This window comes from Roseovarius sp. A46, from assembly GCF_004126395.1.
GTDB lineage: Bacteria > Pseudomonadota > Alphaproteobacteria > Rhodobacterales > Rhodobacteraceae > Roseovarius > Roseovarius nitratireducens.
The window spans coordinates 58,878-80,873 of sequence record NZ_PVWS01000018.1 but is presented as its reverse complement, the minus strand read 5'-3'; the positions used below and the strand labels follow the sequence as shown (position 1 = coordinate 80,873).

The 21,996-nt window shown below is 69.1% G+C and carries 21 protein-coding genes; 7 read left to right on the top strand and 14 right to left on the bottom strand.

Going from position 1 to position 21,996, the window contains the following annotated elements; all coding sequences use genetic code 11:
* Positions 1–425: 425 nt before the first annotated feature.
* Positions 426–3,194 carry a [protein-PII] uridylyltransferase gene (locus tag C6W92_RS11120; RefSeq protein ID WP_129433077.1) on the bottom strand — a complete coding sequence of 923 codons (2,769 nt, stop codon included), beginning with the start codon at positions 3,192–3,194 and terminating at the stop codon, positions 426–428.
* A 16-nt stretch (positions 3,195–3,210) separates the two neighbouring features.
* Entirely contained in the window at positions 3,211–4,380 is a 1,170-nt protein-coding gene (locus C6W92_RS11115) for a penicillin-binding protein activator (RefSeq protein ID WP_129433088.1), read from the bottom strand.
* 83 nt (positions 4,381–4,463) lie between these two features.
* Between C6W92_RS11115 and rsmI the strand changes: the two genes are divergently transcribed.
* The 4 genes from rsmI to C6W92_RS11095 are packed head-to-tail and all read left to right on the top strand — an operon-like array spanning position 4,464 to position 7,705.
* The gene (rsmI, locus tag C6W92_RS11110; RefSeq protein WP_129433075.1) at positions 4,464–5,342 is read left to right on the top strand and encodes a 16S rRNA (cytidine(1402)-2'-O)-methyltransferase; all 879 of its coding nucleotides are present in this window, start codon (positions 4,464–4,466) and stop codon (positions 5,340–5,342) included.
* A gap of 39 nt (positions 5,343–5,381) precedes the next feature.
* Positions 5,382–5,834: a YraN family protein gene (locus C6W92_RS11105; protein ID WP_241691138.1), complete on the top strand. Its 453-nt coding sequence runs from the start codon at positions 5,382–5,384 to the stop codon at positions 5,832–5,834.
* A 60-nt stretch (positions 5,835–5,894) separates the two neighbouring features.
* A complete protein-coding gene (gshB, locus tag C6W92_RS11100; RefSeq protein WP_129433074.1) occupies positions 5,895–6,830 on the top strand; it encodes a glutathione synthase in 936 nt (311 codons plus the stop codon).
* Positions 6,827–7,705 (top strand): alpha/beta hydrolase, encoded by an 879-nt coding sequence (locus tag C6W92_RS11095; protein ID WP_129433072.1) that lies wholly within the window; start codon positions 6,827–6,829, stop codon positions 7,703–7,705. Before gshB ends, C6W92_RS11095 begins: the two co-directional genes overlap by 4 nt.
* On the opposite strand, the gene C6W92_RS11090 is transcribed toward C6W92_RS11095, so the two are convergent.
* From C6W92_RS11090 to C6W92_RS11075, 4 genes are all read right to left on the bottom strand, one after another.
* On the bottom strand, positions 7,692–9,206 hold the full coding sequence (locus C6W92_RS11090) for a YifB family Mg chelatase-like AAA ATPase (RefSeq protein ID WP_104019837.1): 1,515 nt from the start codon (positions 9,204–9,206) through the stop codon (positions 7,692–7,694). The two genes, C6W92_RS11095 and C6W92_RS11090, sit on opposite strands and share 14 nt — an antisense overlap.
* Positions 9,207–9,294: 88 nt before the next feature.
* Complete coding sequence (locus C6W92_RS11085; protein ID WP_129433070.1) at positions 9,295–10,269, bottom strand: calcium/sodium antiporter; 975 nt, start codon at positions 10,267–10,269, stop codon at positions 9,295–9,297.
* Positions 10,270–10,359: 90 nt separating this feature from the next.
* Positions 10,360–11,091, bottom strand: a complete 732-nt coding sequence (locus tag C6W92_RS11080) for a 2-dehydro-3-deoxygalactonokinase (protein WP_129433068.1) — start codon at positions 11,089–11,091, stop codon at positions 10,360–10,362.
* Positions 11,088–11,507, bottom strand: a complete 420-nt coding sequence (locus tag C6W92_RS11075) for a TIGR01244 family sulfur transferase (protein WP_129433066.1) — start codon at positions 11,505–11,507, stop codon at positions 11,088–11,090. The genes C6W92_RS11080 and C6W92_RS11075 overlap by 4 nt, the downstream gene beginning before the upstream one ends.
* A 132-nt stretch (positions 11,508–11,639) precedes the next feature.
* Between C6W92_RS11075 and dapB the strand changes: the two genes are divergently transcribed.
* Together dapB and C6W92_RS11065 are read left to right on the top strand one after the other, a co-directional pair.
* Entirely contained in the window at positions 11,640–12,458 is an 819-nt protein-coding gene (dapB, locus tag C6W92_RS11070) for a 4-hydroxy-tetrahydrodipicolinate reductase (RefSeq protein ID WP_129433064.1), read from the top strand.
* Positions 12,459–12,518: 60 nt separating this feature from the next.
* Positions 12,519–12,869 carry a dihydrodipicolinate reductase gene (locus C6W92_RS11065; RefSeq protein WP_129433062.1) on the top strand — a complete coding sequence of 117 codons (351 nt, stop codon included), beginning with the start codon at positions 12,519–12,521 and terminating at the stop codon, positions 12,867–12,869.
* Positions 12,870–12,875: 6 nt separating this feature from the next.
* Here C6W92_RS11065 and C6W92_RS11060 read toward each other — a convergent pair whose 3' ends face one another.
* The 8 genes from C6W92_RS11060 to C6W92_RS11025 all read right to left on the bottom strand — a co-directional run bounded on the left by C6W92_RS11060 (position 12,876) and on the right by C6W92_RS11025 (position 20,880).
* A complete protein-coding gene (locus C6W92_RS11060) occupies positions 12,876–13,571 on the bottom strand; it encodes an ABC transporter ATP-binding protein (protein ID WP_129433060.1) in 696 nt (231 codons plus the stop codon).
* On the bottom strand, positions 13,555–14,280 hold the full coding sequence (locus tag C6W92_RS11055) for an ABC transporter ATP-binding protein (protein ID WP_129433058.1): 726 nt from the start codon (positions 14,278–14,280) through the stop codon (positions 13,555–13,557). The genes C6W92_RS11060 and C6W92_RS11055 overlap by 17 nt, the downstream gene beginning before the upstream one ends.
* The gene (locus C6W92_RS11050; protein ID WP_129433056.1) at positions 14,277–15,209 is read right to left on the bottom strand and encodes a branched-chain amino acid ABC transporter permease; all 933 of its coding nucleotides are present in this window, start codon (positions 15,207–15,209) and stop codon (positions 14,277–14,279) included. The genes C6W92_RS11055 and C6W92_RS11050 overlap by 4 nt, the downstream gene beginning before the upstream one ends.
* Positions 15,206–16,132 carry a branched-chain amino acid ABC transporter permease gene (locus C6W92_RS11045; RefSeq protein ID WP_129433054.1) on the bottom strand — a complete coding sequence of 309 codons (927 nt, stop codon included), beginning with the start codon at positions 16,130–16,132 and terminating at the stop codon, positions 15,206–15,208. The genes C6W92_RS11050 and C6W92_RS11045 overlap by 4 nt, the downstream gene beginning before the upstream one ends.
* A gap of 16 nt (positions 16,133–16,148) precedes the next feature.
* Entirely contained in the window at positions 16,149–16,742 is a 594-nt protein-coding gene (locus tag C6W92_RS11040) for a hypothetical protein (protein WP_241691140.1), read from the bottom strand.
* 37 nt (positions 16,743–16,779) lie between these two features.
* Positions 16,780–18,024: an ABC transporter substrate-binding protein gene (locus C6W92_RS11035; RefSeq protein ID WP_241691139.1), complete on the bottom strand. Its 1,245-nt coding sequence runs from the start codon at positions 18,022–18,024 to the stop codon at positions 16,780–16,782.
* 137 nt (positions 18,025–18,161) lie between these two features.
* Positions 18,162–19,526: a hypothetical protein gene (locus C6W92_RS11030; protein WP_129433051.1), complete on the bottom strand. Its 1,365-nt coding sequence runs from the start codon at positions 19,524–19,526 to the stop codon at positions 18,162–18,164.
* Between the two features lie 4 nt (positions 19,527–19,530).
* Positions 19,531–20,880: an aminotransferase class III-fold pyridoxal phosphate-dependent enzyme gene (locus C6W92_RS11025; protein WP_129433049.1), complete on the bottom strand. Its 1,350-nt coding sequence runs from the start codon at positions 20,878–20,880 to the stop codon at positions 19,531–19,533.
* A gap of 182 nt (positions 20,881–21,062) precedes the next feature.
* Here C6W92_RS11025 and C6W92_RS11020 point away from each other — a divergent pair, with 182 nt between their 5' ends.
* Complete coding sequence (locus tag C6W92_RS11020; RefSeq protein ID WP_129433047.1) at positions 21,063–21,917, top strand: SDR family oxidoreductase; 855 nt, start codon at positions 21,063–21,065, stop codon at positions 21,915–21,917.
* The last annotated feature ends 79 nt before the right edge of the window (positions 21,918–21,996 follow it).

Genomic DNA, 21,996 nt, shown 5'->3' with positions numbered 1-21,996 from the left:
CTTCTTCTTCATCGCATCACGCAGGCTGGGAAAGGCGGGCTGTTTCGGCATCGGCAGGACTCCTCTGGCGGACGCCCCAAACCTATCAGATTAGGCAGAAAGTCGCAGGTTTTTCAGACGTTCCTTGGCTAGGCGACCTCTAAGACTTCAGTACGCTGCACGAATGTCCGTAATGCGTGTTGCTACCGCAGCAATTTGAAGGAGGAACGAAGTCCGCTCAGGGCCGGTCACGTCATCAAGAACGCCGAGCGTTCACAACTTTGCACCGGCAGCCAGCGTAGCGTGGCCACCTCTGCCCACCGTTTCGGCGGGGGGTCACTCCCTTGCCGCCGCCCCGACGCACTTCCCAAACCCTTTTCTCTGCCGCGAAACATCGCCGTCGCCCATGGTGGGCAATATTGCCCACCCTACGGCGCCGATCCCCTTCACTCCCGCGCCCGCTCCACCCCCTCGTCGATGGCGGTGCGGAGTTTTTTCTCCAGCGCCACGCGCTTGCTCTCGGTGTGGAATTTCAGGCCGAACATGTCCTTGACGTAGAAGGTATCGACCACCTGTTCGCCATAGGTCGCGATCACCGCCGAGGCGATATAGACATTGGCGGCGGCAAGCGTTCGGGTCAGATCGTAGAGCAGGCCCGGGCGGTCGCGGGTATCGACCTCGATGATCGTGTAAATCTCGGACCCTTCATTGTCGAAGGTGATATGGGTTGGCACGCGGAAGGCGCGTTCACGCTTGCGCAGCTTGTCGCGGGACTTGATCGCGTCGCGCGGGACGACCTCGCCCTTGAGCGTTTTCTGGATCATCTGGCGCAGGCGGGGCAGGCGGCTTTCCTCGAACGGGTGGCCGTCGGCATCCTGTATCCAGAACACCGCGGTGGCAAAGCCGTCCTTGGATGTATAGGTGCGTGCATCGACCACGTTGGCCCCGACCAGCGCCAGCGCGCCCGCCAGCCGCGAAAAGATGCCGGGGTGATCGGCCAGCGCGAAACAGGCGCGGGTGGCGTCGCGGTCCGCATCGATGGCGAGATCAATGGCAATCTCGTCGGCATGCAGGTCGCGCAGGAGCCGGGCAAAGACCACGTGGGCGGTGACGTGCAGCCCCTGCCAGTAGGGGGCATAGTGGCGTGCGGTCTCGGCCTTGAGGTCGCGCGCGTCCCAATCGGGCAGCGCCTCGCGCAGGTTGCGCTTGGCGTCCGCGCCGCGCTGTTCGCGGGTGAGCGCCTCCATCCCGTCTTCCAGCACGCGCCGCGTCTGGCGATAAAGCGCGCGCAGCAGTGATGCCTTCCAGTTGTTCCAGGTCCCGGGGCCGACGCCGCGAATATCGCAGACGGTGAGCAGCAACAGCAGGTCGAGCCGCTCGCGGCTCTGAACCGCCTTGGCAAAGTCGCGCACGGTGCGCGGATCGGCGATGTCGCGCTTCTGGGCGGTGTCGGACATCAGCAGGTGATGGCGCACCAGCCATTCGGCGGTATCGACCTCGCGCGGCTTCAGCCCGAGGCGTGGCGCCACCTTGCGCGTGATGCGCGCGCCGAGGATCGAGTGGTCCTCGGGCCGTCCCTTGCCGATATCGTGCAACAGCAGCGCCACGTAGAGCACGCGGCGATTGATCCCCTCCTTGAGGATCGAGGACGACACCGGCAACTCCTCGATCAACTCGCGCCGCTCGATCCGGGCAAGGTGCGAGATACACTGGATGATGTGTTCGTCCACCGTGTAGTGATGATACATGTTGAATTGCATCATCGCGCGGATCGGCTCGAATTCGGGGATGAAGGCCGACAACACGCCAAGCTCGTTCATCCGCCGCAGCGCACGCTCGGGGTTGCCGTGTTTCAGCAGCAGGTCGAGAAACAGCTTCTGCGCCCGCGCGTCGTTGCGAAAGTCCTCGTCGATCAGCCCGAGATGGTTTGTGACCAGCAGCATCGCCTCGGGGTGGATGAGCAGCCCGGTGCGCAGCCCCTCCTCGAACAGCCGCAACAGGTTCAGCGGGTCGGAGAGGAAGTTGACCTCGTCGGCGATGGCGAGGCGACCGTTCACCTGCGCATAGCCACGGCGCAGCTTCTTGCGGCGCTTGAGCAGGCGTTGCAGCAGCGGCTCGGCCTTTTGCTGCGCGGCCTCGAGCTTGGTGAGGAAGATGCGCGTGAGGTCGCCCACGGCGGTGGCGTGGCGGAAATAGTCCTGCATGAAGATTTCCACGCCGCGTCGCCCGCCGCGGTCGGTATAGCCCATGCGCTCGGCCACCTCGACCTGCATGTCGAAGGTGAGTTGATCGTTGGCGCGGTTGGCGATCAGGTGCAGGTGACAGCGCACCGCCCAGAGGAAATTCTCGGCGCGGATGAAGGTGCCAAGCTCGTCGCCGGTAAAGGTGCCGAGCGCCACAAGCTCGCCCACCTCGCGCACGTGGTGGATGTACTTGGCAATCCAGAACAGTGATTGCAGGTCGCGAAGGCCCCCCTTGCCCTCCTTGACGTTGGGCTCGACCATGTAGCGCTCGCCCTGCTTCTCGTGGCGGCTGTCGCGCTCGGCGAGCTTGGCCTCGGTGAATTCCCGCTCGGTGCCGGTGAACAGCTCGTCGCGCAGGCGGCTGTCGAGCCGGGCGGCAAGCTCCGCGTCGCCGCCGAGGAAGCGGTTTTCCAGCAGCGCGGTGCGGATGGTGAAATCCTGCGCACCGAGCCGCAGGCAATCGCGCACGGTGCGGCTTGCGTGGCCCACCTTGAGGCGCAGGTCCCAAAGGATGTAGAGCATCGATTCGATCACGCTCTCGGCCCAGGGCGTGATCTTGTAGGGGGTGAGAAACAGCAGGTCCACGTCCGAGAAGGGGGCCATCTCGCCGCGTCCGTAGCCGCCGACGGCACAGACCGCGACCCGCTCTGATTCGGTGGGGTTGGAGAGCGGGTGCATCGTCTTGGTGGCCAGGTCGAGCGCGGCAAGCACCACGCTGTCGGTGAGCCAGCACCATGCGCGCGTGGCCGGGCGCGCGTCGAACGGGCGGGTGGCAAAGGCCGCGGCGATGGCCCGGCGACCGCCCTGCATCGCCTCGGTGAGAATCGGCACGGCGGCGCGCCGCAGGTCAGCGGCGTTCTCCGCGTGTGCGGCGGCGGCGGCGAGATCGTGGGCGAGCGCCTCCGCGTCGAGTATCTGCTCTTGCGGCAGGATCAGGTCGTCGGGTCGCGCGGGTGTATCCAGGAGTGTCATGCCAGGGCGGGGCGGCTCAGAAGCCCGCGCCGCCAAAGCTCTGTGGAGCGGGCGACAGGATGTTGACGGTACCGTCGGTTATCGTCGCCACCGCGAGGCCGCGCGCGTTGCTGCCATCGGGCAACAGCCGGAACACGCCGTTCACGCCCTGAAAGCCCGCCGGTTGCGTGAGATCGCCGCGTGTCAGCCCGCGCCCGGCCTTGGCCAGCGCGCCGACCGCGGCGATGCCGTCATAGGCCAGTCCGGCGATCGGGTGCGGTGGGTTGCCCTGCGCGGCCTCGAACCGGCGGGCAAACTGCGCCGAGCGGGCCGGGTCGGGCAGCGCGAACCAGCCGCCCTGCACCCCCGGCAATTCCAGCGTTTGCGGCGGCGTGTCCCAGCGCGTCAGGCCGATATACTGTACCCGGTCGGGGCCGAGCCCCGCTTCGGGCAGCATCTGCGAAAACAGCGGCAGCGCGCCCGCGGTATTGGCGGTGAGAAAGATCGCGTCGGCGGCGTTGGTTTCGGCGACGGTGCGGATCTCGGGCACGGCGTTTACCACGCCATCCTGCGAGAATTCGTAGGAAACACTGCCCGCGAGCGTGGCCCCCTCGGCCTGCACGGCGTTTGCGATCGCGTCGCGACCGAGGCGGCCAGCGAGGTTGTCGGAATGGACCGTCATGATCCGGCTCTTGCCCTGCCTGACCGCGTAGCTTGCGAGCCGGTCGGCGGTGGTGCGGAAGGTCTGGCCGAGCACGAACAGGTTGCCGCCCGCGATGGTCGGGTTGTTGGAGAAGGCCAGCACGTTGATGTTGCGATCGGCTGTGGCGACGGCGACGGCATTGGCCGAGGAGGCGTGCAGCGGCCCGATGATGATGCGCGCGCCGTCGGCGACGGCGTTGAGCGCGGCCTGCTGCGCCTGCGCGGGCTGTCCGGCGGTGCCGTAGACGCGCAGGTCGATCTCGACGCCCCCGAGATCGCTCACCGCGAGCCGCGCGGCGGCTTCCAGATCGCGCGCGAGGCTGGCCACCTGCGCGTCCGCCGTGCCATGCGGCACCAGAAGTGCCACCGGCACCGCCCCGCCGCGGCTCACCCCTCCGCCGGTATTGGCCAGCGGCACCGGCGCGCAGGCGGCGGCAGCCACGAGCACCACCAGTGCCGCGAGGCGGGCGATCGGCTTGCGAAGGGCGGCAGGAACGGCGAACATGGCAATCTCTCTCCGTGTTGTGGGCACCGGCGACAGGATACCTGTCGCCTCGATCATAGCCGTCATGTGAAAAGGGTCCAGAGATGATTGCCGAAACGCGCAAACCGGCGGCGGGTCTCCACCTGATCGCCACGCCGATCGGGACGGCGCGCGATATCACCCTGCGTGCGCTTGACCTGCTGGCGTCGGCGGACGTGCTTGTGGCCGAGGACACCCGCAGCCTGCGACGGCTGATGGAGATCCACGGCATCGGCTTGGGCGACCGTCCGCTCTGGGCCTATCACGACCATAACGGCGCGCGGATGCGTCCGCGCATCCTGGCGGCGCTGGCTGCCGGGCAGTCGGTGGTCTATGCCGCCGAAGCGGGCACGCCGATGGTGGCCGATCCCGGCTTTGATCTGGCGCGGGCGGCGGTGGCCGAGGGCTATCCGCTGGTCTCGGCGCCGGGGCCTTCGGCGGCAGTCACGGCGCTGACGCTGTCGGGGCTACCCACCGACCGGTTTCTCTTTGCTGGCTTCCTGCCCGCGACCGCCGGGCGGCGGCGAAAGGTGCTGGAGGAGCTTGCCGCCGTGCCCGCGACGCTCATTTTCTACGAATCGCCAAGGCGCGTCGCGGCGATGCTGGAGGATGCGGCCAAGGTGTTGGGCGGCGGGCGACAGGCGGCGCTGTGCCGGGAAATCACCAAGAAATTCGAGGAGATACGCCGCGACACGCTGTCCGGTCTCGCGACCCGATGCGCCGGGACGACCCTCAAGGGCGAGATCGTGGTGGTGATCGATCGCGGGGATCAGTCAAATGTTAAGGAAACGGATTTAGACAGTGCGCTGGAAGAGGCATTAAAAGAGGGATCGGTGCGCGATGCCGCCGATCTGGTGGCGGCGCGCCTCGGGCTGCCAAGGCGCACGGTCTATCAGCGCGCCTTGGTTCTGGCGGCACCCGGTGCCCGGTCGGATCGTGACTGAGCGCGCGGTCGCGGGGTGCTGGATCGAGAGGTGACGAGGATGGAAAGGGTGCGCAGGATGGAGACGCGGCAACTGGCATTCGATTTCGAGGGGGCACCACCATCGGTGTCGGCGCCTGGGCTGTCGCGCCGGCAAGAGCGCGGCCTGCGTGCCTGGCTGAGCGGGCAGGCCGCCGAGGAGAGCGTGGCGCGCCATTACGAGGCGCGCGGTGTGCGGGTCCTCGCCCGGCGCTGGCGGGGCGAGAGCGGCGAGATCGACCTCGTGCTGCGCGCGCCCGATACCTATGTCTTTTGCGAGGTCAAGCGCGCGGCGAGTTTCGACGTGGCGCTGAACCGGCTGCGCCACGGGCAGATGGAGCGCATTTATCACGCGGCCTCGGAATATATCGGTCTCACGCCCGAGGGGCAGCTTGCCCCGGTGCGGTTCGACGTGGCGGCGGTGGACGCGACCGGGGCCGTGCACCTGCTCGAGGCGGCCTTCGGTCATTTCTGAATTGCGCCCCGGAACGCGTTGGCCCATGAAAGGAAAGGACGCACAACCACGGGGAACGGGATGAAGGTCGCCTTTCAGATGGACCCGATCGGGCCGGTCGATATCGAAGCGGACAGCACGTTCAGGCTCGCGCTGGAGGCGCAGGAGCGCGGCCACGAGTTGTTCTACTACACGCCGGAGCGGCTGGCCTACGAGGACGGGCGGGTGACGGCGCGCGGCTGGCCGCTCCATGTGCAGCGGGTTGCCGGCGATCACTTCAGCCTTGGCGAAGAGAAGACCGTCGACCTGGGCGATTTCGACGTGGTCTGGCTGCGGCAGGACCCGCCGTTCGACATGTTCTACATCACCACCACGCACCTCCTGCAGCGGCTGGCGCCGGGCACGCTGGTGGTCAACGATCCGTTCTGGGTGCGCAATTACCCCGAGAAGCTCCTGATTCTCGATTTCCCCGACCTGATGCCGCCCACCGCCATCGCGCGGGATATCGGGACAATCCGCGATTTCCGTGCACGCCACGGCGACGTGATCCTCAAGCCGCTCTACGGCAATGGCGGGGCGGGTGTCTTTCACCTGCCAGAATCCGACCGCAACCTCGCGAGCCTGCACGAGATGTTCACCGGCTTCTCGCGAGAACCGCTGATCGTGCAGAAATACCTGTCCGATGTCAGCCGCGGCGACAAGCGGGTGATCCTGGTGGATGGCACGCCCATCGGCGCGATCAACCGGGTGCCGGCAGTGGGCGAGACGCGCTCGAACATGCATGTGGGCGGGCGCGCCGAGAAGGTCGAGATGACCGCGCGTGACCGCGAGATCTGTGACCGGATCGGCCCGCTTCTGCGCGAGAAGGGGCAGGTTTTCGTGGGAATCGACGTGATCGGCGATTACCTGACCGAGATCAACGTGACCTCGCCCACGGGCCTGCAGGAGCTGGAACGCTTCGATGGCACCAACGGGGCGGGCCTCATCTGGGACGCGATCGAGGTGCGGCGGCGGTGAGCTGGCAACTGGCGCTGCTCAACCGGCACCTGCGCTGGTTCGAGAAACCGGCGCTGGCCCGGCACCCGGTCGAGCGATTGCGGCGCTCCTTCGAACTGAAGTCGAAAGTCTATTTTCACGGCCCGTGGGGGCGCGTCTATCGTCGCGACACGCTCGCAGGCGTGCCGGTGCAATGGGCACAGGCGCGCGATGCCCGCGAGGAACCGGTCATCCTGTACCTGCATGGCGGGGCCTATGTGTTCGGCTCGTCGGACACGCATCGGGCAATGCTGGCGCGGCTCTCGGCGCTGACAGGCCTGCGCGCCTGCCTGCCGGATTATCGCCTTGCCCCCGAGCATCCCTTTCCCGCGCAGATCAAGGATGCGCTGGCTGTCTACCGCGCGCTCAGGACCGGGCACGAGGTCATCATCGGGGGCGATAGCGCGGGGGGCGCGCTGTCCTTCGCGCTCCTGCACGAGATACTGGCGAAGGACATCGCGCCGCCCAAGGGTGTCTTTGCCCTGTCGCCGCTTACCGACATGACGTTTTCGGGCGCGTCGATCACGGAGAATGCCGAACGCGACGTGGTGCTCGCCCCCGGCCGGATCGGGGAAATGTGCGAGATGTTTCTCGCGGGGCATGACCCGGACGATCCGCGCGCTTCGCCGCTCCGGGGGCAATACGACGGCGCGCCACCGGTGTGGATGGTGGTGGGCGATACCGAATTCCTGCGCGATGACGCGGTGCGGATGCAGGCCCGGCTGCGTGCGCAGGGGGTGTCGAGCGTGCTGCATGTCGCGCCCGATCATCCGCATGTCTGGCCGTTGTTTCACAATGTCCTGCCCGAGGCAAAGGCCACCCTGAACGACCTTGCGGACTGGATCAGGGCTCTTTGAGGGTGCTGATGCGAAAGCTTACCGCCTCGGCCACATGGGGGTGGCGGACGGTCTCGTCGCCGTCGAGATCGGCGATGGTGCGCGCCACGCGCAGCACCCGGTGATAGCCGCGCGCGGTGAGCCCGAAGCGGTCGGCCACGCGGGTGAGCAGCGCGCGGCCCTCGGCGTCGGGCGTGGCGATCTCTTCCAGGGCCTCGCCTTCGGCATCGGCATTGAGGCGCATGTCGGGCCGGCCCTCAAAGCGCGCCCGTTGCACCGCCCGCGCCGCCGCCACCCGCTCGGCCGCCTGCGCCGAGGTGGCACCCGAGGCGGGCAGGTCGAGATCGGAAAACGCCACCGGCGGCACCTCGATGCGCAGGTCGAACCGGTCCATCAGCGGCCCCGAGACGCGGCCCATGTAGTCCTCGCCGCAATTGGGCGCGCGCGCGCAGGCACGGGCCGGATCGGTGAGGTGGCCACATTTGCACGGGTTGGCCGCGGCCACCAGCAGGAAGCGGCACGGGTAGCTGACATGGGCATTGGCGCGGGCGATCATCACCTCGCCGGTCTCGAGCGGCTGTCGCAGGGTTTCGAGCACGGGGCGGGGAAACTCGGGAAACTCGTCCATGAACAGCACGCCGTTATGGGCAAGGCTGATCTCACCCGGCTTGGCGCTGCGCCCGCCGCCGGTGATGGCGGCCATCGAGGCGGTGTGGTGCGGCTCGCGAAAGGGCCGGGTGCGGCTGATCCCGCCCTCCGAGATGAGCCCGGCGACTGAGTGGATCATCGAGGTCTCGAGCGCCTCGGCGGCGCTGAGCGGCGGCAGGATGCCCGGCAGGCGCGCCGCGAGCATGGATTTGCCCGAGCCGGGCGGACCGGACATCAGCAGGTGATGGCGCCCGGCGGCGGCGATTTCCAGCGCGCGCTTGGCGCGTTCCTGCCCCTTGACGTCGCGCAGGTCGCGCCCGGGCGGCGGGGCCGTCACCTCGCCGGGCGTGGCCGGGGCGAGAGGGCGCTCGCCGGTAAAGTGGCGCACCACTTCCGCCAGCGAGGCCGCGCCGATCACCTGCGCCGCGTCCACCCACGCCGCTTCGGGCCCCGAGGCGCGGGGGCAAAGCAGCATCCGGTCCTCGGCGGCGGCGGCCATCGCCGCGGGCAACGCGCCCACCACCGGGATGAGCGAGCCGTCGAGCGACAATTCCCCGAGTGCGGTGGTGCTCTCGGCGGCGTCAGAGGGGATGATCTCGAGCGCGGCAAGCAGGGCGAGCGCGATGGGCAGGTCGAAATGGCTGCCCTCCTTGGGCAGGTCCGCGGGCGAGAGGTTGACCGAGATGCGCCGCGAGGGCAGCGCGATGGCGAGCGCCGAGAGCGCCGCGCGCACCCGCTCGCGCGCCTCCGACACCGCTTTGTCGGGCAGGCCCACGAGCGAAAAGCCCGGCAGGCCCGGCAGGACCGCGCATTGCACCTCGACATGGCGCGCCTCGACCCCTTCGAAGGCCACGGTGTAGGCGCGTGCGACCATGTGCTCCCCGCGAATGTGACGACAGGGTTAACGCCTAGCGCAACAGGCGTTTAGGAATGGTTAACGCTGGGCTTCGCGGGACGGCGGGTCAGGGCCAGAGCACCGCGAGATAGGCGACGTAACCCATCAGAAGCAGCGCCCCTTCCCGCCGCGAGACGCGCAGCCCGGTGGCCGCGAGCAGCACCATCAGAACCGTCGCCGCCAGCATCACCGGCGCGTCGAACCCGGCGATGGCGGCGGGCACGGGCACCGGCGCGATGAGCGCCGTCACCCCGCCGATCCCGAGGATGTTGACGATGTTGGAGCCGACGATATTGCCAAAGGCCACGTCGCCCTGCCGCCGGATCGCGGCCATCACCGAGGTCACCAGTTCGGGCATCGAGGTGCCGACGGCGACGATGGTCAGGCCGATCACCGTCTCCGGGATGGCAAGCGTCTGCGCCAGCGCCACCGCCCCGCGCACCAGCGCCGCGCCGCCGCCGATCACCAGCGCAAGCCCGCCCAGCGCGATCAGGAGCGGGACCATCAGGCCCCCGGTCCGCGCGGGCAGGGGCGCGAGCGCAGGGTCGAGCGCGGCGAGCGCGGCCTGTTTGTCGTGCAGCGCGCCGGCGGTGGCGGCGCGGTCGTTCCGGATGGTCAGGATCACGTAGACGGCGAGCGCCAGCAAAAGCGCCGCGCCGATCCCGCGCCCCATCGGGGAGAACGCCGCCAACCCGGAAAAGACCGCGGCCACCGCCAGCATCACCATCGCGTCGCGGCGCAGCGCGGGTTCGGTGACGGCGATGGGAAAAAGCAGCGCCGAGGCCCCGGCGATGAGCAGGATATTGGCGATGTTGGAGCCGACGATGTTGCCCCACGCGATACCCGGCGCGCCCGAAAGCGCGGCCTGTACCGAGGTCACCAGCTCGGGCGTGGAGGTGCCAAAGCCCACCAGCGTGAGGCCGATCACGAGCGGCGAGATGCCGAGCCGTTCGGCCACGCGCACCGCGCCCCGCACCAGCAGGTCTCCGCCGACGATGAGCAGCGCGAGTCCGCCCGCGAGGGGAAGCCAAATGTCGATCATCCTGCCGTCCTTTCGATGAGCGGGGCCGCCGATATCTGGCTCCGCGCCGAGGCGCGTTCAATGGACGGCGACGGAATATTTCCGGCGTGCTCAGGCGGTTCCGTCGCGCCGGGCGGCAAGCGCGGCGACAGCCGGGGCCAGCAGGTCGTCGGGGTCGTGCCGCGTGACCGGCACGCCCTGCGCTTCGAGCGCCGCGGCCCGCGCGCCGGTTGCCGCCTCGGGGCCGATAAGGTTGACCTCCTGCCCCAGCCAATAGGGCCGCGCGGCGGCCAGTTCGGCCCCCAGAAGGTGGCCGGTGAGGGCGGCGGGCGCACCCCGCACTTCGGCCACGCGCAGATGTGCGGCAAGGCGCTCGGGGCGGCTCAGCGTGTCGGCGAGCGCCTCCGCGTCGGCCTCTTCGGCGGCGCCGAGGGCGGTGGCGAGGCGGGGGGTGAGGAAGCTTTGGCAACTCACCGCCTCGCCCGCGCTCAGGTGCACCCAATGCGCGAGCGTGGGGGTCGCGACGCAGGCGATGCCGTCATGGTGCGGCGGCGTGCCGGCGAGGCCAATGAGCATCAGCCGCGTCCAGCCGTCGAGGCAGTCTGGCGGGGTCTCCTGCGTCAGGCCGGGCAGGCCGCTGCCCACGGTGTCGGGCAGCAGCGCGGCGGGCAGCGGCACGGCCACGCCGTCGCCGATGCGAAACACGGGGCCAGAGGTGGACCCGAGCGCGGCAAGCGCCGCCTCTGCCGTCTCGCCCCAGGCCTCGTCCCGGATGCGCGCGCCATCGAGCGTCAGCGCACGGCCCCCGGTGCCGTCATGGCCGCACAGGCGCCACGGGCTCATCGCCGGGCCTGAAGCTGCGCCACGAGGCCCGACATGTCGTAGCCTGCCGCCGATGTCGCGCGCAGGATGGCCTCGGCGCCGAGCGTGTCGTAATTGACAAGGCTCCACATCATCGTGCAGCGCGTACCGGTGCGGCAATAGGCGAGCATGGGCTTGGGCATGTCGTCGAGCGCCGCGCGAAAGGCCGCGACATCGGCCTCTGTCATGGTGGCCGAGGAAAACGGTACGCAGCACGTCTCGAGCCCGGCGGCGCGGGCCGCCTCGGTGACCGCGGACTCGTGGGGCTGGCCCGGCTCTTCGTCATCGGGGCGGTTGCACATGATCGAGCGGAACCCCGCGGCGGCGATAGCGGGGATGTCCTCGGGCGTGATCTGCGGCGCGACGGAGAAGTCTTCGGTGATCTGGCGCGGCTCCATTGGTGGTCCTTCTGGCTTGGGCGTGTGGCGCGGACTATGCGCGCAAGGACGGGGCGAGATCAATGCCATCCGCTTGCCGGTTGCGGGGGCGCGGGCTATGCAAGGGGCCAACGCAGGACAGGAGCGGGCGGCATGGGTGAACTTCCAGGCATTGTCATCAACGGCGCATCGGGACGGATGGGGCGGATGCTGGCCCGCGTGGTGGGCGAGAGTACCAAGGCGCGGCTCATCGGCGCGCTGGAGCGACCGGGCCACGACTGGATCGGGCAGGATCTCGGCCACGCGATGGGCGAGGCCGAGATGGGCGTCACGGTGAGCGACGATCCGCTGGAGCTGGTGGCGCAAGCGCATGCGGTCATTGATTTCACCGCGCCCGCGGCAAGCGTCGAGATGGCGACGCTGACCGCGCAGGCGCGGGTTGTGCACGTGATCGGCACGACCGGGTTCGACGACGCCGACCTAAAGCGCCTGACGGCCGCGGCGCGGCACGCGGTGATCGTGCGCGCGGGTAACATGAGCCTCGGAGTCAACCTGCTGGTGCAGATGACGAAAAAGGTGGCCGCCGCCCTCGATGAGGCGTTCGATATCGAGATCGTCGAGGCCCATCACAACCAGAAGGTCGATGCGCCCTCGGGCACCGCGCTGATGCTGGGCGAGGCGGCGGCCGAGGGGCGCGGCGTGATGCTGGACCGGGTGGCGGATCGCGGTCGCGACGGCATCACCGGGCGGCGCGAGCAGGGCCATATCGGCTTTGCCGCGATCCGTGGCGGCGACGTCGTGGGCGAGCATGACGTGATCTTTGCCGGCACGGGCGAGCGGATCATCCTGCGCCATGTCGCCACTGACCGGGCGATCTTCGCGCGTGGTGCGCTGCGCGCCGCGCTCTGGGGGCAGGGGAAAAAGCCTGGCGAGTATGACATGATCGACGTGCTCGGCCTTTCGCGCGAGTGATCCGGGCGGCACGCGCCCGCGTATCATGACCGGACACAGGAATGTGGAGGGTCGTGAGAGATGCGTCTGGTGTTTGTCCTGCTGGGTCTGCTCGTCGCGCCGATGGCGGCGCAGGCCGAATTCGCGCAGGTGACCGAGCGTGACCGATTCGTGTCGCTGATCGAGGGGCGCGACCTGACGCGCTTTGGCATCCGGCTGGAGGTGACGCCCGATGGCCGCATCCGGGGCCGCGCCTTTGGTCGTGACGTGTCGGGCGCGTGGCGCTGGGCGCAGGGGCACTTCTGCCGCGATCTCTACTGGGGCAGCATGGAACTTGGGGCAAATTGCCAGGCGGTGCGGCAGCGCGGCGATACCCTGCGCTTCATCTCGGACCAGGGAACCGGGCGGTACGCCGATCTTTACCTGCGCTGACGAGGGTCACACGCCCAGATAGCGATCGGCCACCGAGCGGTCGGCGCGCAGGGCGCCCGCGCTCACCACCGGGCCCATGCGCCCGTTTTCAAGGAACGCGACCCGGTCCGCGACCGGCAGCACCGCGTCGAGCCGCTGTTCGACCAGCAGCACCGCTACCCCCGCGTCGCGCCTGGCCGCGACCACCTCGCGGATGGCGGCGATCATCGAAGGCTGCAGGCCCTCGGTCGGCTCGTCGAGGAGCAGCACATCGGGGCGCAGGCACAGCGCCCGCGCCAGCGCGAGCATCTGTTGCTCACCGCCCGACAGCGTCTCGGCCCGCTGACCCAACCGCGCGGCAAGGCGCGGGAACAGGCCCAGCACCTCGTCGCGCAAGCCGCTGTCACCGCCGCGCGCCATCAGCCCGATCTCCAGGTTCTCGGCCACGCTCAGCCCCGCGAAGAGCCGCCGCCCCTGCGGCACATAGCCCAGCCCCGCACGCGGCACCCGGTGCGCGGGCAACCGGTCGAGCCGCTCATCTCCCAGCGTGATCGCCCCGCCCGACAGAGGCACCAGCCCCATGATCGCGCGCAAAAGCGTGGTCTTGCCCGCGCCGTTACGCCCCATGAGGCACAGGATTTCGCCCCGCTCCAGCGACAGCGATACCCCGTGCAGCACCTGCGACCGGCCATAGCCCGCCACGATCTCATCCAGCCGCAGCATCGCCCCCGCCCCCCAGATAGGCCGCCTGCACCGCGCGGTTGGCATGGATTTCCCCCGGCGTGCCCTCGGCCAGCACCCGGCCCGCGTCCATCACGGTGATCCGCCCGGCCAGCGCCATGACCACGTCCATGTTGTGCTCGATCAGCAGGATCGTCGTCTCGCCCGCCAAATCGCGCACCAGCCGTCCGAAACCCGCGATCTCGCCCTTGGCCAGACCCTGCGTCGGCTCGTCGAGGATCAGGAGGCGCGGGCGCTGCGCGATGCCCATGGCGATCTCCAGCAATCGCTGATGACCGTAGGCCAGGTCGCCCGCCATCTCGGCCCCGCGATCCCCGAGGCCGACCCGGTCGAGCGCCGCTGCCACCGCGGACCCGACCGCCGCACCCCGCGCCCGCCGCCGGGCGGCGAGCGCCACGTTCTCGACCACGGACAGCCCGGCAAAGACCGACGTGATCTGGAACGTGTAGGCCATACCCAGCCGCATCCGCCGGTGCGCGGGCATATGCGTTATGTCGCGCCCGTCGAACGTCACCCGCCCCGCGCTTGGTGCGATGCGCCCCGCGATCATGCCCACCAGCGTGGTCTTGCCCGCGCCGTTGGGGCCGATGAGCGCGCGTACCTCGCCCTCGACGATGTCGAGATCGACGCCATCCACTGCCCTCAGCCCGTCGAAATCGCGGGTCAGCCCCCGCACGCGCAGCAGGCTCATGGCAGCCCCCGCCACAGCCTGCGCCGCACCTCGCCCATCAGGCCCTGCGGCGCGTAAAGCGTGAGCAGAACCAGCGCCACCCCGGCGATCAGCATGTACGCGCTCGTCACCCCCGAGGCGAGGTCGATCAGGTAGAACATGAACAGCGCGCCGACGAACGGCCCCAGCACCGTGCCCGCCCCGCCCAGCAGCACCCATAGAAGCGGCAGGATCGAGTATTGCACCTCGGCAAAGCTTGCGCCGACATAGCCGAACAGGATCGCATAGGCCGCCCCCGCCGCCCCCGAGATCGCCCCCGACAGGATCATCGCCCCGCGCTTGTGCGCCTGCGTGTCATAGCCCAGCATCCGCGCGCGCTCCTCGTTTTCGCGGATCGCCACCAGCACCCGCCCGAACGGTGCGCGCGCCAGCGCGAGGCTCCCCACCAAGCAGCCCGAGAACAGCGCCAGCGCCGCGAGGTACCGCGCATTGGCGGTGCCAAGGTCGAGGCCCAGCAGCATCCGGCCCGCCTGCGGCAAAACGAAGCCCTCGTCGCCGCCGGTCCAGTCCCCGAAATACAGGATCGTCAGGTATCCCGCCTGCGCGAACATCAGCGTCACGATCATGAACGCGACGCCGCGCGTGCGCAACGCCACCAGCGCCAGCGCCGCCGCGACCACCGCCGCCGCCACCGTCCCGGCCAGCATCGCGGCTCCCGCGCCCGCGCCTCCATGCTGTACCAGAAGCCCCGCGCCATACATGCCCGAGGCAAAGAACAGTGCATGTCCGAGGCTCAGTAGTCCGGCATAGCCGAACAGCAGGTTGTAGCCGATGCCATAGCTTGCCAGCACCATCACCCGCGCGAGATTGCCGTGGTGATAGGCGGGCAGGGTGAAATGCAGCGCGCCCAGCACCGCCAGCAGGCCCAGGTGCAGCGCCAGAACCCTCATGGCGCGCGTGTCCCGAACAGGCCCTGTGGCCGGAACACCAGCACCAGCGCCACCATCAGCGTGGCGACGATCTTGGCCAGCGTCGGCGAGAAGAACACCGAGATGATCCCGTCCGACAACCCGATCAGTACCGCCGCAAGCAGCGTGCCGGGCAGGCTGCCAAGCCCGCCGATGATGACCACCACGAAAGACAGGAGCAGCGGATCGCCCCCCATCAGGTAATGCGCTTGCCGGATCGGCACGATCAGCACCGCGGCCAGTGCCGCCAGCCCCGCGCCCAGCCCGAAGGTGAGCGCGTAGACCCGCTCGACGGGGATGCCGAAGGCGGTGGCCATCTCGCGGTCGGCCTGCGTGGCGCGCAGCACGAGCCCCGCCCGCGTGCGCGACATGAACAGCCACAGCGCCCCCACCATTGCCGCCGCCGCGCCGATCACCGCCAGTTTCCAGGCGGTGGTACTGAGCCCCCAAGGCCAGCCGATCTGCCAACCCTCCGCGCCCCGCTCGGGCCAGGGCAGCGCGATGCGCGCGTCGAACGGGGCCACCACCGGTCGCGCCTCGGGGCCGTAGGTCATCAGTGTGAGTTGCTGGATGATGTAGAGCAGGCCGATGGTGGCCACGATGGTGCGCTCTGGATCGTAGGACAGTCGCCGCAGCACCGTGAGGTCCGCCGCCACCGCCAGCGCCCCCACCATCAGCGGCGCCGCCACCATTGCGGCGGCGAAGCCCCAACCGGGATGCCCGCCGATGCCTTGCGTGATCCACCACGCAATCACCGCGCCCAGCATGAAGAACTCGCCATGCGCGATGTTGACCACCCGCATCACCCCGAAGACGAGGCTCAGCCCCGATGCCGTCAGCGCCAGCACCGCCGCCGTTACCGCGCCTTCGATAAGCGCGAGTACGAGGTGAGGCCCGAATTCCATCAGCGGCGCGCCACGGTCATTCCGGGACGAACTCCGCGCCGCCCATCAGGATGCGCTGATCGTCGGTCAGCGTCACGATCTGCCCGTGCTTGCGCTCCAGCGCGCGCGCGACCACCGCGTTGCGCGGCTCCCAGTTATAGGCGTCGTCCTCGCGTACCGGCATCCATGTCAGCCGTCCGCCCTTGCGCCACGGATCGAGGATGATCCCGTCGTCATAATCTGCGCCCTTCGCGCTCACGATGGCGGTGGAGTGTTCCAGCCGAAAGGCGTTGTCGGCGTTGGCCACCGCGCGGTGCAGGTCGAGCGTGGCAAACCGCTCCTGCGCGAGCCGCTTTTCCATGTCATGCGCCCAGTGCCAGCACAGGCCGCGCGGCTTGATGCCGAGATTGACCTTGGTGTTGTGGATGATCGGCGGGTCGGTGATCTCGTATTCGAGGGCAAGGCGGTGGCTGTGCGCGTAGGAAATCTCCGCCGCACGTCGCGCCTCGTCGCGATCCACTTCCGGCCCGAGCGACGCGATTGCGGCGGCGAGCCGCGACACCTCGTCCGGCGTGGCGGCGGGTGGCGGCCCGCCGCAGGCGGTCAGCGCCACCAGCGCCAGCGCCCCCATCATGCGCAGGATGCCCGCCGTCACGCTCGGCCCTCCCTCAGAATGGCTGTGTCGTGTAATCCACCATGTCGGGATAGAGTGTATCCTCGATCGAGGTGCGATGCACGCGAATGAGCCGCCCGCCCTCGACCCGGCTGATGTTCTGGTGGCCAAATACCTGGTGCGTGCGCCCGTTGAAACGCTTGGCCCCCTGCGGGTGGGCGAGGCTCTCGGGCATGTCTTCCATCGCCTCCACCGCCTCGATCAGCGCGGCACGATCCTGCGGGCCAGCGTATCCCGCCGCCTCCATCCCCGCCTTGATGACGTGCAGCGTCTCCCAGCAGCCGAACATGTGGCCATAGGTGGACACGTCGCGCGCATCGCTCAGCGCCGCGCCGCGGTCGTCCACGCCCACCGCCGCGCGATAGGCCGCCGCGTGCTCGCTGTCGTCGGGCTGCGCGTGGCGGCACATGCCTTCCCAGAAGTGACTGCCCTCCAGGAATTCGAGGCCGGGGCTGTCGATCGCCACCGCTTCGAGGCTGTCGATGAAACCGAACAACTCCGGTCCCTGCCCGCCAAAGAACTCGCCCAGCTCCTTGACGAAGGTCAGCACGCCGGGGCCGACCATGACATGATACAGCACCTCGGTGTCGCGCGGGATGCGCGGGAAATAGCGGGTGAACGAGGTCTCGGTCGGCGGAATCGCGATCCGCTCTAGTATCTCGCCACCCTGCGCCTCGATGGCGGGGCCGAGCGCGTCGCGGTGGTCATAGCCGAACCCGTAATCGGGAAAGATCATCGTGACCTTCTTGCCCAGCGTTTCGGTGATGAAGGGCGCCATCGAGATCACCTGGCTCCTCACATCCGTGATGCCGGGCTGGAGCGTGTATCGGTTGAGCATCCCCGAGGAGACATGCGTGCCCTCCGAGACCACGAAATACGGCAGCTTCAGCTCGCCCGCGCGCGGGGCAGAGCCGATGACGACATGGGAAAACAGCGTGCCAAAACCCACGTCCACCTTGTGCTGATTGGCGAATTTCTCGACCACCTCGGCGCCGCGCTTGGGATCGGTGCCGTCATCCTCGGCGACGATCTCCACGGGCCGTCCGTTGATGCCGCCGCCCTCGTTGATGAGCTGGACCGCCGCCTCGGTCGCCCGACCGTACCAGCGCCCATAGGCCGCGCCGATGCCGGTGCGGTGCTGCTGAAACCCGATGCGGATGGGGGCCGCGCTCTGGGCTTGGGTGTAGCGCGCCCACATCGGCAGGCTCGCCGCGGCGATGCCGCCTGTCAGCGCGCGCATGGCGCCGCGCCGCGTGGTGGTGGCTTTGGTCTTGACGGTCATTGGCGGGTCTCCGCTTCGGTCTTTCGCACTTGCGGCAAGGATCACCGCGCGCGCAACATGCGCAAGCCCGCCCCCCCTGTCCAGCCTCTTTCGCCTCAGGCACCGCGCGGCGTGGCCAACAGCCACAGGCCGAATATCGTATAGCCCACCATGAACAGCGCCAGCGGTGCCTGCCCCAGCGTGGCCCGCCACGCCGACTGCCCGGCGCGCAGCGCGATCACATGCGCCAGCATCAGCGCGATGACATGCCCCACCACCACGGCTCCCGCCTGCACCAGCCAGATCGCGCGCACCGGGCCGGGGCTGCTCATGAACCCGGCAGTGACGTGGGGATGGCCGAGGTGCAGCGCCTCGGCGATCCCGGCCCACACGTACTGCCCGTCGAGCAGCAGCGACGGCAGGTAATGCGCGATGTGATAGGCCAGCGCGATCGGCAGCAGCGTGGGCGCAAACCGGCAAAACAGCGCGGCCACCCCCTCGCGCATGCCCGCCAGCCGCGCGCCCAGCCACAGCGCGCCGCTGAACACCAAAAGCAACGCGGCATTGGCCAGCGCGAGCCCGGCGAGATTGGGACCGATCACCGCCGACCGCCCCGGAAATTCCAGCGGGTTGATCGCCAGCAGGTCGAGCCACAGGAAGGTCTCGTTGAGCCCGTCGAAACTGCCGCTGCCCAGCAACAGCAACAGCAGTACGGCGTGACCCGGCGCAGGCCGCCGCCCCCGCGCGATCCGCCAGCCCGGCAGACCCAGCGCGCGCCGCCCGTCCCATCGGCCCACGGCGGCCACCCGCGCATAGGCTCGCATCAACAGCGTAAGCGCCTCGCCGCGCACCAGCCAGCGCCGCCCGAGCAGCACCACGCCGGCCAGCATCGCCAGCGCGTAGCCCCCCGCCACCAGCGCCAGCCGCGCCGGATCGGCGGGCGCGGGATCGGCCAGCAGGAACCCGGCAAAGCCGAGAAAGCCGATGACCCCCGGCCAGTGACCCATCGCGCGCGGATAGTGCAGCGGCGCGCGCCGGCGGACCCGCGCCAGCAGCAGCGCCGCACCGCCCCACGGGTTGATCCGCGCCCACAGGTCGCCGACCACACCTTGCGCGCTCACCAGCGCCATCCAGAACACCACCCACACCGCCAGCGTCAGCGGATTGCCCAGCGGGTCGCGCGATCCGGCCCAGCCCTGCCAGACTAGCCAGACCAGCAGCGGCACCGCCAGCACGCGGCCCGCCTGACCGGCCAGCCCCTTGCCCCGCGTGCGCCACAGCGTCACGGGCCGGAACGCCGCCGCCGCCACGCGCCCCGGCAGCACCGCCAGCAGCACCACGGTCAGCACCACCACCGCGCCACCGGCGGCGATGTAGATATCGGTGGGCAACAACAGCACAAAGCCCTGCTCGGTCGCATGGGCCTGCGCCGCCCGCGCCGTGGCGGTCCAGAGCACGACCGCTGCCAGAAGATGTTTCACCGCGTCAGGCCGCCGAGAACCCGGCATCGAGCGCCGAGAGGATCACGTCGATCTCGGCCTCGCTGATCACCAGTGGCGGCGACATCAGGATGTTGTGCGCGCCCAGCCGCACCATCGCGCCCGCCTCATAGGTGGCGGTGTGGATGCGTTGCATCGTCTCGGCGTCCATCGGTGTCTTGGCGTCGCGGTCCGACACGATCTCGATCCCGGTCAACAACCCGTGCCCGCCGCGCACATCGCCGATGATGTCGTACTTTTCGGCCAGTCGCCGCACGCCCTCGTAAAGCTGCGTGCCACGCTGGCCTGCGTTGGTCCTGGTATCCAGACGCAGCGTTTCGGACAGGCACGCCACCACCGCCGCCGACCCGACCGGATGGGCGGAATAGGTATAGCCAGTCCACAGCGTGCCGCGCGCATCCGCTGCTTCGAACACCTCGGCCACATCGCCCGAGACGAGCACACCGCCCACGGGGAAATAGCCCGAGGTCACGCCCTTGGCCATCGTCACCATGTCGGGCTGCACACCCCAGTGCCGCGCGCCGGTCCAGTCGCCGGTGCGCCCGAAGCCGCAGATCACCTCGTCGGAAATCATCACGATACCGTAGCGGTCGCAGATGTCGCGCATGCGGCCCATGAACGACGCGTCCGGCACGATCACCCCGCCCGCGCCGAGGATCGGCTCCATGATGAAGGCGGCGATGGTCGATGGATCCTGGAACTCGATCTCGTCCACCATCGCGGCGGCGATCTTCTCGGTCAGCCGCGCCGGATCGCTTTCGTCAAACGGATTGCGATAGGGGTAGGGCGCGGGGATGTGGAAACAGCCGGGCAGCAACGGCTCGTAATTGATACGAAAGCGATTGTTGCCGTTGACGCTCGCCCCGCCCCAATGGGTGCCGTGATAGCCCTTCTTGAGGCTGAGGAACTTGGTGCGCGTGGGCTCTCCGCGCAGGCGGTGGTATTGCCGCGCCAGCCGCAGCGCCGTGTCGACGCTGTCCGACCCGCCCGAGGTGAAAAACACCCGCTCCATCCCGTCATCAGCAAAGAATTCGCGCACAGCATAGGCGGCCTCGATCGAGGCCGGGTTGGTGGTGCCGCCAAAGCCCGAGTAATAGGGCAACTGCCAAAGCTGATCGGCGATCGCCTGCTTCACCGCGTCGTTGGAATAGCCCAGGTTCACGCACCACAGCCCGCCCACGGCATCGACCACCGAATGCCCGTCGATATCCGTCAGCCGCACGCCCTCGGCGCTCTTGATGATGCGTGGCGGGTTGGATCGCGCGTCGCCCGGGTGGCCCATCGGCTGCCACATGTCGCGGCCATTCATCTCGCGCAGGAAATTGTCGTCCTTCATGGGGCTGTCTCCGGCAAGGGTTACACGTTTGATCAAACCGTGCCACCGCCGCCGGGGGCTGTCCAGAGGCCGCGTCACCGGAACCGACGGACGGGCGAGGGCGTGCGCCCGGCGCGCTGCGGCCGCGGCGCAAGCGGGCGCCGCCTCTTGCCAATCGCGCCGCGCCGGGCGATGAACCGGGCATGGGCAAGGTGCTTCTCTCCTTTGGTCACGGCTATTCGGCGCGGGCGCTGGCACGGCGGCTCTTGCCGCGGGGCTGGCGCGTCTTGGGCACCACCCGCGACCCGGCCAGGGCCGATACCCTGCGCGCCGAGGGGGTCACGCCGCTCCTGTGGGACCGGGACGATGTGACCACCGCGTTGGGCGAGGCCACCCACCTGCTCAGTTCCGCAGGCCCGACCGAGGCGGGCGATCCGGTGCTGGCACGCCACCGCGACGCCATCGCCGCAGCCGCGCCCGGTCTGGAATGGGCGGGCTACCTCTCGACCACCGGCGTCTACGGCGACCATCAGGGCGGCTGGGTGGACGAGACCACCCCGCTCACCCCCTCCACCACCCGCGGGCAGCGGCGCGTCGCGGCAGAGGCCGAATGGCAATCCATTCCCGGCCTGCCGCTGCACATCTTCCGCCTCGCGGGTATCTACGGCCCCGGGCGCGGCCCGTTCGAAAAGGTGCGACAAGGCACCGCCCGGCGGATCGTCAAGCCGGGGCAGGTGTTCAGTCGCATCCACGTCGACGATATCGCTCAGGTGCTCGAAGCCTCCGTCGACCGCCCCCGCCCTGGCGCCGTCTACAATCTTTGCGACGACGACCCGGCTCCGCCCGAGGACGTGATCGCCCACGCCGCCGACTTGCTGGGCCTGCCGGTGCCCGAGGCAATCCCGTTTGACGAGGCCGAGATGACGCCGATGGCGCGTTCGTTCTATGCCGAATCGAAACGCGTCTCGAACCGGCGCATCAAGGAGGAACTCGGCGTGCGCCTCCTCCACCCCGATTACCGCAGCGGGCTGCGCGCGCTGCTGGCCGAAGAGGGCTGATCCGCCCCCTTCATCTTTCCTCAAATACTCAAACACGCCACGGCCCGAACAAAAAAAGGGCCGCGCACTGCGCGACCCT

What these genes read in the sequence shown, in the direction of transcription:
- C6W92_RS11075 (WP_129433066.1), bottom strand. Translation starts at nt 11,507, where the DNA reads ATGGAGCCGCGCCAGATCACCGAAGACTTCTCCGTCGCGCCGCAGATC.
- C6W92_RS11035 (WP_241691139.1), bottom strand. Translation starts at nt 18,024, where the DNA reads ATGCGCGCGCTGACAGGCGGCATCGCCGCGGCGAGCCTGCCGATGTGG.
- C6W92_RS11020 (WP_129433047.1), top strand. Translation starts at nt 21,063, where the DNA reads ATGGGCAAGGTGCTTCTCTCCTTTGGTCACGGCTATTCGGCGCGGGCG.
- C6W92_RS11085 (WP_129433070.1), bottom strand. Translation starts at nt 10,269, where the DNA reads ATGATCGACATTTGGCTTCCCCTCGCGGGCGGACTCGCGCTGCTCATC.
- C6W92_RS11115 (WP_129433088.1), bottom strand. Translation starts at nt 4,380, where the DNA reads ATGTTCGCCGTTCCTGCCGCCCTTCGCAAGCCGATCGCCCGCCTCGCG.
- rsmI (WP_129433075.1), top strand. Translation starts at nt 4,464, where the DNA reads ATGATTGCCGAAACGCGCAAACCGGCGGCGGGTCTCCACCTGATCGCC.
- C6W92_RS11120 (WP_129433077.1), bottom strand. Translation starts at nt 3,194, where the DNA reads ATGACACTCCTGGATACACCCGCGCGACCCGACGACCTGATCCTGCCG.
- dapB (WP_129433064.1), top strand. Translation starts at nt 11,640, where the DNA reads ATGGGTGAACTTCCAGGCATTGTCATCAACGGCGCATCGGGACGGATG.
- C6W92_RS11025 (WP_129433049.1), bottom strand. Translation starts at nt 20,880, where the DNA reads ATGAAGGACGACAATTTCCTGCGCGAGATGAATGGCCGCGACATGTGG.
- C6W92_RS11105 (WP_241691138.1), top strand. Translation starts at nt 5,382, where the DNA reads ATGGAAAGGGTGCGCAGGATGGAGACGCGGCAACTGGCATTCGATTTC.
- C6W92_RS11050 (WP_129433056.1), bottom strand. Translation starts at nt 15,209, where the DNA reads ATGAGGGTTCTGGCGCTGCACCTGGGCCTGCTGGCGGTGCTGGGCGCG.
- C6W92_RS11055 (WP_129433058.1), bottom strand. Translation starts at nt 14,280, where the DNA reads ATGAGCCTGCTGCGCGTGCGGGGGCTGACCCGCGATTTCGACGGGCTG.
- C6W92_RS11040 (WP_241691140.1), bottom strand. Translation starts at nt 16,742, where the DNA reads ATGGGGGCGCTGGCGCTGGTGGCGCTGACCGCCTGCGGCGGGCCGCCA.
- C6W92_RS11045 (WP_129433054.1), bottom strand. Translation starts at nt 16,132, where the DNA reads ATGGAATTCGGGCCTCACCTCGTACTCGCGCTTATCGAAGGCGCGGTA.
- gshB (WP_129433074.1), top strand. Translation starts at nt 5,895, where the DNA reads ATGAAGGTCGCCTTTCAGATGGACCCGATCGGGCCGGTCGATATCGAA.
- C6W92_RS11090 (WP_104019837.1), bottom strand. Translation starts at nt 9,206, where the DNA reads ATGGTCGCACGCGCCTACACCGTGGCCTTCGAAGGGGTCGAGGCGCGC.
- C6W92_RS11080 (WP_129433068.1), bottom strand. Translation starts at nt 11,091, where the DNA reads ATGAGCCCGTGGCGCCTGTGCGGCCATGACGGCACCGGGGGCCGTGCG.
- C6W92_RS11060 (WP_129433060.1), bottom strand. Translation starts at nt 13,571, where the DNA reads ATGCTGCGGCTGGATGAGATCGTGGCGGGCTATGGCCGGTCGCAGGTG.
- C6W92_RS11065 (WP_129433062.1), top strand. Translation starts at nt 12,519, where the DNA reads ATGCGTCTGGTGTTTGTCCTGCTGGGTCTGCTCGTCGCGCCGATGGCG.